This window comes from Bifidobacterium callitrichos DSM 23973, assembly GCF_000741175.1.
GTDB lineage: Bacteria > Actinomycetota > Actinomycetes > Actinomycetales > Bifidobacteriaceae > Bifidobacterium > Bifidobacterium callitrichos.
The window spans coordinates 104,335-120,452 of record NZ_JGYS01000007.1 but is presented as its reverse complement, the minus strand read 5'-3'; the positions used below and the strand labels follow the sequence as shown (position 1 = coordinate 120,452).

The 16,118-nt window shown below is 50.8% G+C and carries 13 protein-coding genes; all 13 read right to left on the bottom strand.

Going from position 1 to position 16,118, the window contains the following annotated elements:
* Nucleotides 1-78: 78 nt before the first annotated feature.
* Nucleotides 79-822: an acyltransferase gene (locus BCAL_RS12180; protein ID WP_202961947.1), complete on the bottom strand. Its 744-nt coding sequence runs from the start codon at nucleotides 820-822 to the stop codon at nucleotides 79-81.
* Nucleotides 819-1,811, bottom strand: coding sequence for a DUF6625 family protein (locus BCAL_RS13145; protein WP_338010555.1), 993 nt, complete (start codon nucleotides 1,809-1,811; stop codon nucleotides 819-821). The genes BCAL_RS12180 and BCAL_RS13145 overlap by 4 nt, the downstream gene beginning before the upstream one ends.
* Nucleotides 1,808-2,800, bottom strand: a complete 993-nt coding sequence (locus tag BCAL_RS12665; RefSeq protein WP_081887274.1) for a glycosyltransferase family 2 protein — start codon at nucleotides 2,798-2,800, stop codon at nucleotides 1,808-1,810. The genes BCAL_RS13145 and BCAL_RS12665 overlap by 4 nt, the downstream gene beginning before the upstream one ends.
* Before the next feature lie 9 nt (nucleotides 2,801-2,809).
* Nucleotides 2,810-3,988: a hypothetical protein gene (locus BCAL_RS13140; protein WP_152600426.1), complete on the bottom strand. Its 1,179-nt coding sequence runs from the start codon at nucleotides 3,986-3,988 to the stop codon at nucleotides 2,810-2,812.
* A gap of 244 nt (nucleotides 3,989-4,232) precedes the next feature.
* A complete protein-coding gene (locus BCAL_RS05505; RefSeq protein WP_043167490.1) occupies nucleotides 4,233-5,285 on the bottom strand; it encodes a glycosyltransferase in 1,053 nt (350 codons plus the stop codon).
* Nucleotides 5,286-5,382: 97 nt separating this feature from the next.
* Nucleotides 5,383-6,396: a capsular polysaccharide synthesis protein gene (locus BCAL_RS05500; protein WP_043167492.1), complete on the bottom strand. Its 1,014-nt coding sequence runs from the start codon at nucleotides 6,394-6,396 to the stop codon at nucleotides 5,383-5,385.
* Nucleotides 6,397-6,441: 45 nt separating this feature from the next.
* Nucleotides 6,442-7,779 (bottom strand): glycosyltransferase, encoded by a 1,338-nt coding sequence (locus tag BCAL_RS05495; RefSeq protein WP_052119314.1) that lies wholly within the window; start codon nucleotides 7,777-7,779, stop codon nucleotides 6,442-6,444.
* Nucleotides 7,779-8,918 (bottom strand): glycosyltransferase family 4 protein, encoded by a 1,140-nt coding sequence (locus BCAL_RS05490; protein ID WP_043167494.1) that lies wholly within the window; start codon nucleotides 8,916-8,918, stop codon nucleotides 7,779-7,781. The genes BCAL_RS05495 and BCAL_RS05490 overlap by 1 nt, the downstream gene beginning before the upstream one ends.
* A 609-nt stretch (nucleotides 8,919-9,527) precedes the next feature.
* Entirely contained in the window at nucleotides 9,528-9,815 is a 288-nt protein-coding gene (locus BCAL_RS14075) for a HipA N-terminal domain-containing protein (RefSeq protein WP_420796814.1), read from the bottom strand.
* The gene (locus BCAL_RS05485) at nucleotides 9,815-10,117 is read right to left on the bottom strand and encodes a hypothetical protein (RefSeq protein ID WP_043167496.1); all 303 of its coding nucleotides are present in this window, start codon (nucleotides 10,115-10,117) and stop codon (nucleotides 9,815-9,817) included. The genes BCAL_RS14075 and BCAL_RS05485 overlap by 1 nt, the downstream gene beginning before the upstream one ends.
* 285 nt (nucleotides 10,118-10,402) lie before the next feature.
* Nucleotides 10,403-11,890 (bottom strand): tyrosine-protein kinase domain-containing protein, encoded by a 1,488-nt coding sequence (locus tag BCAL_RS05480; RefSeq protein ID WP_081887271.1) that lies wholly within the window; start codon nucleotides 11,888-11,890, stop codon nucleotides 10,403-10,405.
* Between the two features lie 67 nt (nucleotides 11,891-11,957).
* Complete coding sequence (locus BCAL_RS05475; RefSeq protein ID WP_238549627.1) at nucleotides 11,958-13,802, bottom strand: DUF4012 domain-containing protein; 1,845 nt, start codon at nucleotides 13,800-13,802, stop codon at nucleotides 11,958-11,960.
* 229 nt (nucleotides 13,803-14,031) lie between these two features.
* On the bottom strand, nucleotides 14,032-15,594 hold the full coding sequence (locus BCAL_RS05470) for a sugar transferase (protein ID WP_043167511.1): 1,563 nt from the start codon (nucleotides 15,592-15,594) through the stop codon (nucleotides 14,032-14,034).
* Between the last annotated feature and the right edge of the window lie 524 nt (nucleotides 15,595-16,118).

Sequence of the window (16,118 nt, the reverse complement as noted above, 5' to 3'; positions counted from 1 at the left end):
AGTTTACTTATAATAAAAACATATTTTACAGGTAAAATAATTTATTAGTAAAAGAGACAAACATAACTTTTACTCGTTTCAGCGTTTATATTTAAAATAACGAGACGAACAATATATCAAAAAATCCTCATAACTATCGAAAGCAGGAGAAGAATTTTTTATAGCCTGAATACTACAATCATACGTACCATTCACCAAATGCATAACCTCATCAAAAACTGGAGAAGATAAATGGCCGTCACATCCAGGACGATCAAATAACCAAAAATATTCTCGAAAAATATCTTGATTAGGAATTGTATTTGGATAACGATTTATAAAAGCACAATACAGATTATAAGCCTCATCTAGCTGTACTTGTTTTCTTTTAGCTCGATAAGTATCAATACTTTCAATCACACGACAGGGGGAACCAGCAGCAACTGAATTTGACGGGATATCGCGATTAACAATAGATCCAGCACCAATAATGACATTGTCACCTATAGTTACATTTTTTAAAATAACAGCATTCATGCCAATAAAAACATTGTTGCCGATTGTAACCTGACCAGTATTGCCAATTACCTCCCCATATTTACATTTCAAAACGCTCCAATCATACCCATGATCAACAATCACAACACCATGAGTAATATTTACATTATTACCAATAACTAAATTGAAATAATTATTTAAACCAATACAATTGCTTCGAGGATCGTAGAAATAAGTTCCTTCGCCAATTATCGCACCCTTTTTCCTTAAAAAATTAATAAAGAATTCAGAATCAGCCCTAGGTCCTAAAATTAGTCTCCTAGCATACTTTTTTAAAAACATCATTTATCTCCTTTTTTTATTAACTTAATTTTTCTTAGTACTTTCTTATAATAAACATCAAACCAGTACAAACTAGGCAAATAAACGGTCCAAAGATGTAATTCTTTCTTCGAATAAGGTAGATGTTTAATGGGCACAAACCTGTCTGGTTTGATTTCTATAAATTCAGCATCCCCTAAATCGGCCTTAAACCGCATCTTTCTTGACTGCAGATGTATATATATATAATCATCCGTATGAATACAAGAATTATACTTATCCCAAGTGAAACGTTTAATTCCACGCTGAGAAAAGAAAATCCTCGAAATCCTACCCTTCTCATCAATGAATCGTTGCAATTGAGGATCATAATATTCTCTAATCAAACGTTCATACTTTGTACTGACATTAAAAGATAAATCTTGTTCAAAAATATTTGCATGATTATTTTGGAAAATATGATGCACATTTAATCTATAGGGATTCATGCTACAAGTGACATTCTCGTCAAAAACATAAATTTTATCAGTCGTAAAAGCTTCACGATAAACAACTCGACCATCTAATTCATTCATAAACCGGCGATTATTTTCTCGTGTATTTTTATAAAGAGTAAGATGACCGGCTGCAAAAATTTTATCATAATTAAGATCTAGAATTGGTGTAAGAATTTTATCAAGATTGCCAAAAATCAAATCGCAATCACAATGTCCCCAATATTTATATCCTTTTATAAGGTCTTCAAACAAAAAACCATAGGATGGCTTATAATCACACAACTTATACGGATTAGACAAACATATTTTAAAACCTAATTTTTGTTCTGCCCTCCGCTTAAAATCAGATAGAGTCATATGTACAACTTTGACATTAGATGGATAGCTATATGACGTATAGTTGTCTGTAATGATTAAAAAATTAAAAAGAGTATTATAACCACATGACCTTAGGAATAAGGGATAATAATTATTAAACTTACCAAAATATGGAAGAATTAAAATACAATTATTCATTTGACAATCTTTCCCACTTTAGATGATATGAATTTACGAACTAGAAACATATGTGACATCGTTTCAAGTAATAAGAGTCTTTCCTTCAATGAGAAATTCGTGCTAAATAAAGCCTTCCAAGCAATGGACCAAAACTCTCTCCGAACTCTAATAAATACGTTATTCTTAATAATACATTTTTGAATCAAAGAAGTCCTATACAAGTTTATACATTGAATGACACGCCAATGAAAGAGGATTGTTAAATCAAAACCTGGATAATATTTTGGCAATATCGACTTATACCGAGTAACTGTTTCAAAAATAGCATAACACTCTTCACTTAAAGGTTTTGTGGTGTAACTATAAGGTCGAGTATAATAACGATAACCAACCTCACCGGTATGAGAAATAGAATGCGATCTCGAAAATAAATAGGGAAGAACATAAGCTTCTTCCATCAAAGTACCTAAAGGAAAACGTACAGTAGGTTTATCATTAAATAATGAAATACGAAATATTTTAGCATAAACAGTAAAACCGATGAAACTTTGCGAAAGACAAGCATACATAGCATCATTAGGACTAACTTTTAACGGTTTATCTGAGTTATAAATAATGGTATTTTGAATTGCTTTATTTCCAACTCTATTTACACCACAACATACAATGTCACTATCATCTTGAAGTAACAACGAAAGCATGGTTTTATATGCATACGGACAAACTGAATCATCACTGTCAACAAATGTTATAAATTCACCTCGTGATTGTTCTATGCCATAATTCCTTGCAGAAGAAACACCACCATTTTGCTTTTTGAAATATCGAACACACTGATTGTCGGAGGCAAGAGAGCGACAAATATCTCCACTATTATCTGTCGATCCATCATCGATGATAAGAATTTCCATATTAACTTGTTGAGCAAGTATACTATTTATACAAGATACGATATATTTATCAGCATTGTAAACAGGGACGACAACTGAAAGAAGACCCTTAATCATGATTATCCTCTACTTTCTTGAAGAAAGAAATCCCAAGGCGATACCAAAATAAGGCAAAAAAGCCGAATCATACTTTATAGTATTATTACTCCACATCGATACAATACAACATAGTGCAATACAGATAGAAGTAACATTAAATGAAGCATTTTCCGAATTTTTATAAATAAAACGCTTTGCGATCAAACAAATAATAATACAAGAAAAGAATATAATTAATAACGAGAAACCAATATATCCAGTTTCAAGGAATGTCCATTGATGAACAAAATTTCTATACTCTAGATGTATATATTGCTTCGCAAAATCGGATTGAAAAACCTTTAATTGTGAGTATTCACAATTTCCAAAACCAAGTCCAAATAACTCTTTAAAAATATCATTCTTGAAAAATACAGACGAAATAAATGTAAAAGCACCAATGCGAGGAATCCCATAAGCGTTAGACCACGTCGAATTTAAATACTTCTCAGTACCCTCCATATCAAGAAAAACGCTTAGCATACTGGGCCTTACAGTCTCAATCCAATCAAACATAACAAAAGCAAGAATACAAACTATGAAAATCGACAATAAAGTCTTTAAAGACCATTTAGACACCAACAAAGAAATTATAAAAACAACAATTAAATAAACAAAAGCAGTTTTCTCTTCACCAATAACAGCCATAAAAATTGATAAAACCGTCACGACAATTACTCGTACAAGGTTCTCTCTCCGTGAAAGATATTCATTTAAATAATATGCAACAAGAAGAATACTAAACATATTAGCACCAGCACCAGTAGCGAAAATACCATGGACCTCATCACCTAGTCCTGTATCAAGGAATCGCCACTGATAAACCCCAATTAAAATATTTGGAATTTGAAGCCAGAATAAAAAACCAAAAATTTTAGCTATATCATCAATATATAATACAGCAGCAACAGATAGGAAATAAAGTATTCCTCTAAAAGTATTACGAAGAGCCCAAAAAACAAGCTGAGGCTGTACAAAGTTAATTAGAGATGTGAATAGATCGAAAACTAATAAGGCAAAAATTGAATAAATGACCAAATTTGCCTTTTGTTTCTTAAAAACATGAGCATATCCTGTCCACAAAGAAATAACTACAGCGGATAGAACAAAGTCGTTTATATAACGAATTGAAGTTGGAGCATGCAAGAAAGAAATTAACAGCTCCATGATCGAAGAGTAAAATAATATAAAAATTACACCTGATCGTGCGTTAAAATGAATGGCAAGAATAGATCGAAGGTATTTAGAACGTATTGCCTTAATTTCTCTATTTGTATGCATACTATATGTCACTTTCGCAAAAACGTATCCAACGCGTCAGCACATAACATGAAACAATCTAACCCGGCTATAGAGCCAAGCTCCTTACAAATTCGCTTGGAGATTAACCTGATATGTGCACGACCAATGTTCATTTCCAAATCCTCTTCTTCAATAGCTGTCGCACATGCAGCAGCAACAGTGCCGTGTTCAATCTGTTTTTCAATAATGCTTCATGGAACAGTCGTTGTTGTCGAGGCAACTTGTTCAACGGATAATCCTGACAATACTTATGGAACATTGCACTTGAGGTCAATCGTCTTGTTTCCACAAGCTGCTTGCGCCAAGATAATCGACCACCAGCAATCAGACCGATATACAAACGACAGTAATCGATCGCCATGCGCCTTGCACGAAGTAGACAACGCTCACGCCTCGGATCCTGTTCAGCTATATGGAACAGTTCATCTATGAAACCCTCATACTGATTCAACTTCTTTGTAGAAAACGTTCGCATGATCGAAGGCTGGTTGTCCATACGATAACAATATGCGGTGCCATCGGTAAATGCAATCACCTTAGCCTGTTGATATGCAGATAGATTGAAGATCGTGTCCTCGGAAAGAATCGCCTTGAACCGTAGGCGATGTTCTTTAAGAAAATCGTTCCTGTAGATGCCAGTCCACACACGCATCGGAAACGCCTCGACCTCCGCGTCTTCTGGCAAATGTCCGAATAGCTTTTCGCGAATGTCAAGAATTTGACTTTGATCCGTCAGCGTCATACCGGCCAGAGGATGAGGCTTGACGTTATTTACTTTGCCATTGACTATGTCCTTATGGCCGCCGAATACAATATCCGCGTGGCTACGCTTCGCTGCATCGTATAACCCTTTGAACATGCTGTGTTCGACCCAGTCATCTGAGTCCACGAAACCGACGTATTCGCCTGACGCATGTTCGATTCCGGTATTACGAGCGGGGCCAAGTCCTCCATTCTGCTGATGAATAGTCTTGACACAATCATGCTCGGCCGCAAGCTCATCTGCAATTCGTCCGCTACTATCCGGAGAGCCGTCATCCACTAGAATGATTTCCATGTTAGGCAATGTCTGTCGCAGTAGGCTATCAACGCATATGCGCAAATACCGTTCTACGTTATAGATAGGGACCACAACGGATACGGTTGGACGTGACGATCTCATAGGTGTTATCATTGTTGAATTACCTCTCTATGAGAGCTGGTATGCTTAAACAAGCGTGGTAGTTTCATTTTCGGATTATCCATATACGGGTCCTACCTTACAGACTACCATCGATCAATTTGCCATAGAAGGTCTTTCCTCCGTTTGCCTCGACAGGGAAGTTCTGCTTCCAGGTCAGCTTGAACAGGGATGTCTGCGCCGTCAACGCCTTCCACTGTTCGGCGTCGTACGGATCTCCCAGCATCTTGTAGAGATCGTCGCATCGCGGATTGTTCGGCCTGATGTTTCGGAACGTATCGGCGATCTCGACGCAATGGCGTTGCGCCATGACGATCATATAATCGACCATTAGATAGTCCACCATGAAATCGTTCGTCTTCCAATATTCGAGGAAGAAGTCACGGATAGCACGGAACATCCAACGATGATCCACATCGCATTGCAGCGAATACCCCGCGAAATACCCTTGCGCGATGGAACAATGCAGGTAATCCGGGCGTTTGATCGACCAAACGGGCTCATCGAACGTCATCTGTTCGAGCGGACCGGTGCAGAAGAACGTGGAATCCAGCCACAGACCACCGTGCTCCGCGAGCAAAGACAGCCGCAGCAGGTCGGAAAGGTTTGTCCTCGTGATGATGCCGGCTTTCTGCTTCTCCTTCACCCATTGGGGGATATGCACGTAGCGTTCGTAGTTCTCGTCGGTGATGATGATGACTTCGCGGTCGCCGGCGTTCCGCTTGATGGATTCCACGCACCGTTTGACGATCTCGGGAGCCTGATCAAGGCCCTGCCACCAGCACATCCAGATCTTGCCCTCAAGAGCGGGGTCGCTCTGCGGCATAGGTGCATGGAAGTCATACTTGTCGGCGAAGCGGCCATAGCGCTTCTCGAAGTACTTCATAAGGATCTCATGCTTACGCACTAGGCGCTTGCGCACCGCCGGAGGCTCCTTGAACCCGTTGCGGTTCATCACCTGAATATCCACTTTGGCCATGAAGGTCTCCATCGCCTCCGGCCATGACGTCAGTCGAGCTATCTCCGCTGTGGAACGACACTCCTCACCAATACGGTGGACGATGCGCTTGATACTTGAATGACCGGCAACCATATCTATCCTCGCTCCCTCTTCCTCTACTTCTATTCTTCTGCACGCCTAGACGGCAATTCGCGTTGATTCATTCCCCTCACAAGGAACCACAGTGATGGCATCGGCATGATGGATGTCCCGATAGATATCCTCCAACTGCTGCACGTATATGTTCTGTCGGCAACGCTCCTCCACATAGTGGTCGCACGCTTGCTGCATTGTTACGTAACGCGCTGCATCCACCTGTGACGCAATTGCCAACACACGCGACAAGTCAACTTGGTTTCCGCTCTCAAACCTGAAACCAGTCTCACCTTCCATCACAAGTTCGGGGATGCCTCCGATGTTCGCGCCGATCACCGGGGTCTGCGCGGCCAAGGACTCAAGACCGGAGTACGGCATATTCTCGCGCCATTCGGAGCACAGCACACTGAAACGGGCGCTGCCGACCTCACGCTGCAGGTCCTCGCCGGTTTTGTAACCAAGCAGACTGATGCGATGCTCCGCCTCGTCGCCCGCCTGCTTGATGAGATCCTTGATGGTTTCCCGTTCCGGTCCGTCGCCCACGATGTGCAACGTCCAATCCTCGGGAAGAGACTTGTCTGCAGCATCAAGGAATGCGCGCACGAGCGTGAGGATGCCCTTCTCCTTGGAGAGCCTGCCGAAGAAGAGGAAATACGGTTCAACCATGTTGAACTTATCCGTATTCGTGACCTTCCTAGCCATGGCCATCTGGCTTTCGGTCAGGAAGTTCTGCATCGCGATGGTACGGCCCTTATATCCGCCCTCATCGAGCTTCTTCTTCATGAACTCGCTCGGCGCGATGATCCTGTCGATCTTGTCGTAGCTGTGGTGGTACTTGAGGAACTCGGCCTCCAGGAACGCGAGACCGCTCTTGGCCTTCGACCCCTTCACACAGGTCTTCTTCACCGCATGAATGAAGTGACGGTCGAGGCAGTCGTCACACACGTTGCCGGCACCATCCACCATCGTGTATGCGGGGCACAGCAGGATGTAGTCGTGCGCCGTGTACACCACCGGCACATGATGATTCTTCAGGTACGGTGCATCTAAAATCGACAGCGTCAACTGACGGTGGACGTTGTTCAAGTGGATCACGTCCGGCTTGAACTCCTCAAGCAGCGCCTCGAACTTGCGCTTCGACTCGAACGAGTAGATGAGCGTGGCCGCTTCCTTCGCCTGCTGGAACGCGGAGATCTTGCCCACGTAGTCCTTTTCGGACACGAAGTACTTGCTCCAGTAGCTCGGCTCGTTGTTCGGATGCTGCATCGAGAAAAACGCGACCTCGTGGCCGAGCGCCTTCAAGCCTTCGGCCAGCGCGAAGAAGTAGGTCTCTGCGCCACCCTTGCGGTAGAAGTACTTGTTGACGAGCAGAATCCTCATCAGGCCGCCTCCCCGTGGTAGAGAGCGAGCGTCCGGTCGACGACCCTGTCCCAGCTGTACTTGGCGGTGATGTAGTCGGCGGCCGTGGCCTTGAGTGATTTCACTCGAGAGGAGTCGTTGAGCAACGCATTGAGCTTGTCGGTAAGATCGTCGACGTCCCCCTTGCGGAACGTCACACCATGGTCCTCAAGCACCTCGGCGCATTCGGGGATGTCGGAAGTCAGGCAGCAGTTGCCGTAGCTCATCGCCTCCAGCAGACTCATCGGCATGCCCTCAAGATCGCTTGGGAGCACATACACGTAGGCGTTCGAGTACAGTTCTGCTAGTTCCTGGCCTTCCGTGAACCCAGTCAGGACGATACGCGGATCTGCTTGCGCGGCGGCCTTGATCGTGTCGTAGTACTCGGAGGAATCGGAGGAACCACCTGCGATGACGAGCTTCTTGTCCGTATCGAGACGCTTGAACGCCTCGATCAGGTAATGCACGCCCTTCTCCGGTACGATACGGCCGAGGAACAGAATGTAGCCGTCCTTCTTAAGACCGTGCTTGCGCGTGATCTCATCCGCAGGCACGGACGTATTGCGCTCGATGCCGTTTGGAATGAATCGGACATCGCGACCATACATGTCCTTGAAATACTGCTGGACGTTACGGCTCAGGACGATCACCTCGTCCGCACACGTCGCGGCGGTGCGCTCGCCCAGCTTCAGATAGGTGGAGGCGAACCTGCCCCACTTGGCACGTTGCCAGTCAAGACCGTGGATCGTAGCGACGGTGCGGATGCCTGCCCAGTGTGCCAAGCGCAAGGGAACGCACGGGCCCTCCGCATGGTAATGGATCACATCGGGGTGGGCCTTGATGGCCTTGATCGTCGCGAAGAACGAGGAGGTGAGCGCGGCCAGACCCTTCGCATCGATCGTGGTGACGGGGATGACCTTCACGCCCTTGTACGTGAACGGCTTGTCGTTCTTGTTGGACTCATTGTCGAAGCGTTCACCGGCAACGTTGTGGCCCTTGCGGTTGTACGCCACCACCTGCTCTCCGCGCGCGGCCATACGGGTCGCCAACTCCTCGACCACGATCTCAATGCCGCCCTCGCGCGAAGGAATACGCTTATGCCCTATCATTGCAATACGCATTGCAGACTCCAGACAAACCGCAGCAATCAGCGAACTGCAGAACCGGCATAACAGCCATTATCGACCATACGGCTCTTCTTCACTGTCTCTCCTCCTGCCTGCGCTACGTCTCCCCGAGGGGATCCGTACCTCGCAACAAATCATGCACCAGTATAACCCGACGGGGGTAACAACGGGGGGTCACCAATAGCTCAGACCACATCTGAAGTCAACTTCACCTACGCCAGTATCCGGAGATGTGATGGTCTCCACGAACATAGGGCTGTACCCATACGTCGCTGTCCTCGCGTTTGTAGCCAGCAGAGACAGATGAGTCCGCTCCAATATCCTCAAGTGACTCATCAAGCGGCTCAATATTAGCGTTTGACTTGACGATCCCTCGCAGCATGGCATCACGCTGAGTCGCAGGAACGTCATGTATCGCCTGATCGGCATACGTCAAAACTAGATGTGCAACGACACGTGCGATGTGGACGACCCTTTCCTCATCCAAACCAGCGGCTCTGGCAAATGAAGCCCAATCGGACGGAGTCAGCCAATCCGCGTATTGGACCCCATTGATGGACATCGACAGCTCTTGATCGAGCTGAGGCCAAGTTCTCGTCGATGTCAGATCATACATAGGCGAGAACTGGAATCTACTAGGAGTAAAGACAATCGAATTCTTCGTCTAGCACTCGGATCAGCAGGAAGCATGTTCTCCAGAAACGCCTTGGGTGCACGCCGGGACGATACACCGCTCACAGGAAGGCTAAGACTGATCGGCACACCGACACCGCCGGAAGTAGACTCATCCGAATCATAACGGAAATCTACGTCGGAATCGGTCCTTCTCCGGGAGAATTCGCCCACATGACGACCTCCATTCCATACATGTAGGACTTCACGGTGACGCATCATGCCTCCAGATACTCAGCTGGCACGCGCACGGGTTTAACACCCACCACGTCGAACACGCGCATCGCTTCGGCCAACGGAACTGGATGACCGTCCGTCATGTTCTCGACCACCGAAGCAGAGACACATGCTCGATCGGCGACCTTCGCGGCAGACCACCCGCTCTCGTTCAAACAACCGCCGACGATGCGAGACACATCCTCCAAACGAGGCATGTCACGGATACCTCCATGATAGGGCTCATCCAGCACGATCACATGCTCGCCCCTCAGCGGCAAAGCATCAAACTCGCTGAAATCCATGAAAGCGCCTCCTCTCAGGTTGCGGTTGCACTCCTGCTCCCACAGGTTCCCTACGAATCCGTGTATCTCCATCGTATACGCATACACGCCACGGACGCGTGCAGCTAATCGAACTTCAGCATTGAGCAAGATCAACTGGTCAACGTATCAAGAAGGTGCGTATACGTATCGCCGGCGCCATACATACGATGATGTTGCTGCGCTGTCACATATGGGTGGCAGCGCAGCAACATCACAGTACTATCACGGAAGAGCCTTAAGCAGGCCTATGGCACGAACAGGGAATCAGGAGTTCTTGTCGTCGGCCTTCGTCTGGGCATCGCTCTTGGCGCTACCGTGCTGGCTCTTCTTGCCCTTGCCGTCCGCGTCGTCACCGTAGTAGTAATAGCCGCTCTTCTGCGGCTTTTCGGCCTCGACGTAGTTCATCGCCACTCCGGCGGCCTTGATGTTGAGGGTTTCGAGCTCCTGCTCGGTCTGCTTCAACTGCTTTTTCTCGGTCACGCCGACTCCAGCCACCAGCAGTAGTTCCGGACCATCCTTGGCAAAGACGGCAGCATCGTTGGCGACCTGCATGGGGGCGGTGTCGATGATCACGTAATCGTACGCTCCGGCCACCTGCACGATCAGCGCCTTCATCGCACGGGAGTTGAGCAGAATGCTCGGGTTCAGGTTCTGCTTGCCAGCGGGCAGCACGTGGAAGTTCGGCTTCCAGTAGCGCTGGATCGCATCCTGGGAGGACACGCGGTTCGTGATCAGGTGAGTCAGACCAACTGTGCCCTCAATGTCGAGCTTCTTACTCACCGAGGGATTGCGCACATCCGCATCGATCAGCAGTACCTTGCTACCGTTCTCGGCGAATGCGGTTGCCAGATTCACGCTCGTCGTGGTCTTGCCCTCGGCGGGGCCAGCAGACGTCACCACGATCACGTTCGAGAACTTCTCGTCAGGCAGCACGAACGCGACGTTCGTGCGCAGTCGACGAACCTCCTCGGCCTCGCGTGAGGCCGGGTGGGCAATGATCACCGGAGCCTTGTCATCGTAGGCATCATTACGGGTCAAACCACCAAGCACCGGCGCATCCACGATGGCGGTCACGTCGGAATCCTGACGAACACGGGTATCCATGAGATCCTTGATCAGCGCGGCGACGATACCGAGGATGAGGCCGCCGAATACGCCGACGGCCAGATACAGCTTGATGTTCGGAGAGCTCGGAGAAGCCGGCGCATACGCCTGCTGGACGACAGTCAGGTTCACCGGAGAAACGATCTTATCGCCCTCATCGCTGTACAGCGTGGAGGTCACCTGCTCCTTGAGGCTCTTGGCCACCGCGTTGGCGATGTTCGAGGCATCCTTCGGATTGTCGTTCTGCACGGAGATGTCCACGAGCATCGTGTCGGTCGGGTTCGAGGCGGTCACGGTCTTGGCCAGTTCCGTCACCGTGGTGTTGAGACCCAGATCGTCGATCACCGGCTGAAGCACGGACTCGGTCTTCACCAGCTGCGGATAGGTCTGGATCTGGCTCGTCAGATAGTTCGCACCTGAATTAAGCTCACTGCCTGCACCGCCGTTGTTGCTGCTCGCCGACGTACGATATGTGGCCAGCAGTTCCGAAGTCGCCGTGTACTGCGGAGTGCGGGTGAACGTATAACCCGCCACGGCGGCGACCACGATCACCAACGTCACGATGGCGGTAATCAGGTGCTTCCTGACCGCCATCAACAGATCCATTACGGTCAGGCCGTCCTGCTGGCCCTCTTCCGGCTCGTTCACTACCCTGCTCCGTTCTTTTCTGTACTCTTCCGATACTGTTTCACTATAAGGACTAGGGGGGTCACTCTCAGTCGACCAAGGGGGTCTGTCTCAAAACCAACGCATTCGAACCGGCCTTCGGGCTGGCCAGTACGTGCACCGTGGCTTCGAAGCTCTCCCCCGGTTGCAGCGTGATCGTCTTGGCTCCCAACGTCAGCGTGTCATGCGTGGCGATCTGGTCGAACTGCGGATCCCAATCCACCAGACGCCCCTCATCAGGAGTGTAGATGTACATCACCGTTTCGATCTCGCCGTGACGAGGCTGATGGTTCGCATCATATCCGCGCAGCAGATCGGGCGCTGCGTTGACCTGTGCCGCGTCTGCGGTGTTGGTGAGCCTGATGTGGATCGTATACTGCTTGGCGCCGTTGGGATACGTCTTGTCGTAGGTGCTGGTCACCTCACGTTTGAGGTACCAATCCATCTTGCCCATCGTGCCATCATTGAAGTAGACGCCGACCACCGGCTTGGCGGGGTTCGAAGCGAGCGCACCGGAGATCGCCGTATCCTGGATCTTCTCCTGCTCCTCCTCGTGCGCACTCCATATATATACGTGTCCGTCGGTGACAGCCTCACGCATCGTGGTGACAAGCTCCCTGTTATGCCCGTTGAGATTGTGCAGCACATGGTCGAAGACCTGACCGGCGGCCATCGTGAAAAAGGCATCCTGCTCCTCCGAAGAGGATTTGTCGATATAAGTCTGGTTGAGAATCACCTGTGCGGCGTTATCGCCATTCAACGCGGTGCCGTCCGTGAGCGTGACCGGACCGGCGATTGTGAGCAAACGCTGCAGCAGCACCGGGTCGACGCTAATCACACCGTCCACGTTGCCGCGTCCTGCCCGCTGCCAGATGGCGCTGGCGAGCGCTGCGGAACGCGGGAAGTCGGGTGTGAAGTTGATGTCCTGATAGTCGGTGGCCATCTTCGTGGAGAACAGATTGCGCTCGTCCGGGGTGAGGACGCTCTGCGCCTCGCTTTCGGAGTACAGACCGGCGCGCGGGGGCGTATCGAACGTGCCCATGCTGAGTTTGCCCCGGTCAATGGTGAGCGTGCTCCATGAGGTCGGGATGCCTCCGGTGGCGCGCAGTTCGGCGTTGTTCTGCGCGAGCACGAGGTAGGTGCGCGGCGTGGCGTTCGTCTGGCCGGTCTGGTCGAGATCGAACATGGCGGGCATGATGTCGGCCATGCGGGCGACCATATCGGTCAGGTCCGCGAGCTCCTTGAACTTGGTCTTGCCGGTGTTCAGGGCTTCGGTCAGTTGCGGGATGTGCGTGCCGGAGATGTTGTTGAGGCGGACGTTCGCGTCGGAGATAACCTGATTGGCGGCGTCGAGGTTCTGTACGACGGCATTCATGTCGCCCAGCTGGATCGTGCCGTCCTTGATGCCGATCTTGTCGAAGTCGAGCGCTGCTGCGGAGTCGGCCAGCTTCGGCAGTGCGTTGACCGAAACATCCTCGAGGATGGATACGACGTCTCGCGCGGCCTTGACATCCGATCCGTAATACGGCATGAACTCGGCCAGACGCCACACCGGTTGCCTGGTCTGCGCGTAGGCGGCGTCGATGTGTGCGGCGAAGGCATTGATGGAGGTCTTCGCGCTGGCCGTATCCCCACTGCTGACCTGTTTCTGGATGCCGCTTGCGGATTGGACGGCGGCCTCGATCTCGCTCTTCGCCTTAGTGGCCGACGTGGCGAACCATGCGGCCATGCCGGCGAGCGCGAGCAGTACCACCGCCACGGCGATGAGGATGTTGCGGATCCGCTTTCTGCGCTTGATGCGTTTGATGTGCTCGCGGCTCATGCGGCGGCGGTGCTTATGCCGTTCAGCCTCCTGCCGTTCCTGTTCGATGACCTTCTGGTCCACGTGCGGCATGTAGACCTTGGGCGAGGCCTCGAGTTCGGGCTCGGGTCCGAATTCGGGTTCGGAGGCATGACTCGTTGTGCTCTCCGGTGGCTTCGGAGATTCCGGCGGATGCGGGGGGTTCAACGGAGAGCGGGAGTCATCCTTCCCCACCTCTGCGCCCTCGTTGCCCCCATGGTTATGTTGCGCGTTCATCGAAGCGGAATTCTACCGCCATGGGGGTATTTTCAGTCGGTTTTTATCAGTAGGCGCCCTTGTGGCTCAGGACGGCGCTGACCGTGCGGAACATCAGGTTGATGTCGCCGGAGATCGACCAGTCCTGCACGTACGAGACGTCGAGCGCCTCGCTCTGCTCGGCGGACAGGTCGGACCTGCCGGACACCTGCCATGGGCCGGTGATGCCCGGCTTGACGAGCATGCGGGTGGCGTACACGCGGTTGTAGCGCGCGTACTCCTCCGGCAGCGGCGGACGCGGGCCCACGACGGACATGTCGCCCATCCACACGTTGAGGAACTGCGGCAGCTCGTCGATCGAGAACCTGCGGATGAAGTGGCCGACCTTCGTGATGCGCGGATCGTCCTTCATCTTGAAGATGAAGCGGTCCTTCTGGCCGGTCTCGGCGGCCAGCTTGGCCTTGAGTGCGTCCGCGTTGACCACCATCGAACGGAACTTGATCATGCGGAACGGCTTGCCGCGCAGACCGATGCGCTTCTGCGTGTAGAACACCGGGCCGCCGTCGGTGAGCTTGATCGCGATCGCCACCGGCAGCGTGATGATCAGGGACAGCACGATCGCCAGGGACGAGACCACCAGATCGAACAGTCGTTTGACGATGCGGGTCTTCATCGAATACTGGGGCAGACGATACGTGACGATCGTCGTGCCCTGAATCGAACGCACCTGCGTCTCGTGTCCGGCGATATCCGCGGCGGACGAGATCAGGGCAATCTCAAGTCCCAGGGACTCCATGCGCACGGAGAAGATGTTGAAGTTGTCGGAGAAGCGGCGGAACACGTCCGTGACCATCACGGTCTGGATCTGCTCGCGGACGAACGTCTCGGCAAGACCGTGTTCGCTGTACTCGATGACCTTGAGCTCCGGCCACTTGTCGAGAATCAGCTCCTGCAGGGTCTTCACGTCACGATCGGCCTCGATCAGGCCGGTCTCCTCGTTGAGCCGAACCGGGCAAAGGGCAACGGTACGGTAGTTGAGCTGCTGACGGCGATCAAGGAATCGCAGGGTCTTCGCCATGCCCTTCGGCGAGCCGACGAGAACGGTGGCGTACGCATAGGCGCCGTGGCGGCGGGTCCGCGTGATGTACAGGCGGGAGATCAGACGCTCGAGCAGAGTCAGGGCGAAGCCGGCGAGCACGATCAGAATGAGATTGACCAGCGTGATACGCAGGTCGAGGAGGAACACCAGCGCGCATAGCGCCAGACCGCACTGCACCGCACTGAAGAACAGCTTCATGTTGAGTCGATAGCCATCGCCCATCACGTGACGGTGGTACACGCCCAGACGATACAGGCACCACACCCATAGGCATGAGGTGATGACGAGGAATACGGAGTCGCTCACCCATAGGTGGAAACGCACCGACCAGAACGGGCCGGTCTCCCCGCGCAGATTCGACACCGTGGCGCCGCCGATCAGGAACATGGCCGCGTCGCAGCATGCCAGGGCGATGTTCACGAAGAATCGCCAGTACAGTACGTGAGAGAGCTGGCTCTGTCGCATGTCGTTCAGCTCGCGCCTCGTCTCCTCCGATGAGTCATTCGCCTGCGATTCGTCCGTCTTTGGCATCTTCGGCGTCTTCGGCGTCTTTGGCGTTCCGGGCACATCGGGCGCTCCGGAGTTGTCGATTATACCGGCTGCGTCTGCCATTTGGCCAATCGACGCATTGTTATCGTCCTTGTTGGTGTTGCTGGCGTTGTTATCGCCGGAGGCTTGAGGCATAACTGCCGGTCCGGTCAGCGGCGAGGTCGAGGCTGCATTCACGGGATTCACGGGCGAATTCCCCTCTCCTTGCGCTGCGGAGTACGAGTCTTTGCTGTACGTCAACTTCTCCCTGCACCTCTACTTCACGTTCTCTACTCACGTTCCGCCTCGACACGGCTCCCGCCACATCAGGCGTCTGCCGACCCGACCGGTTCTCCATCAACCATCTTCCATCAGCCCAACGGGCATGAGACAACTAGACGGGGGCATCTCCTTTTTGCAGTTTATTCACAAGGGGGGATGTCAAGGGGGCGAGTGTTTCACTGTGCAGTCATACGGGCTGACTACGGGCTGGCATACCGGCTGGCATACGGACTGACATGGCACAG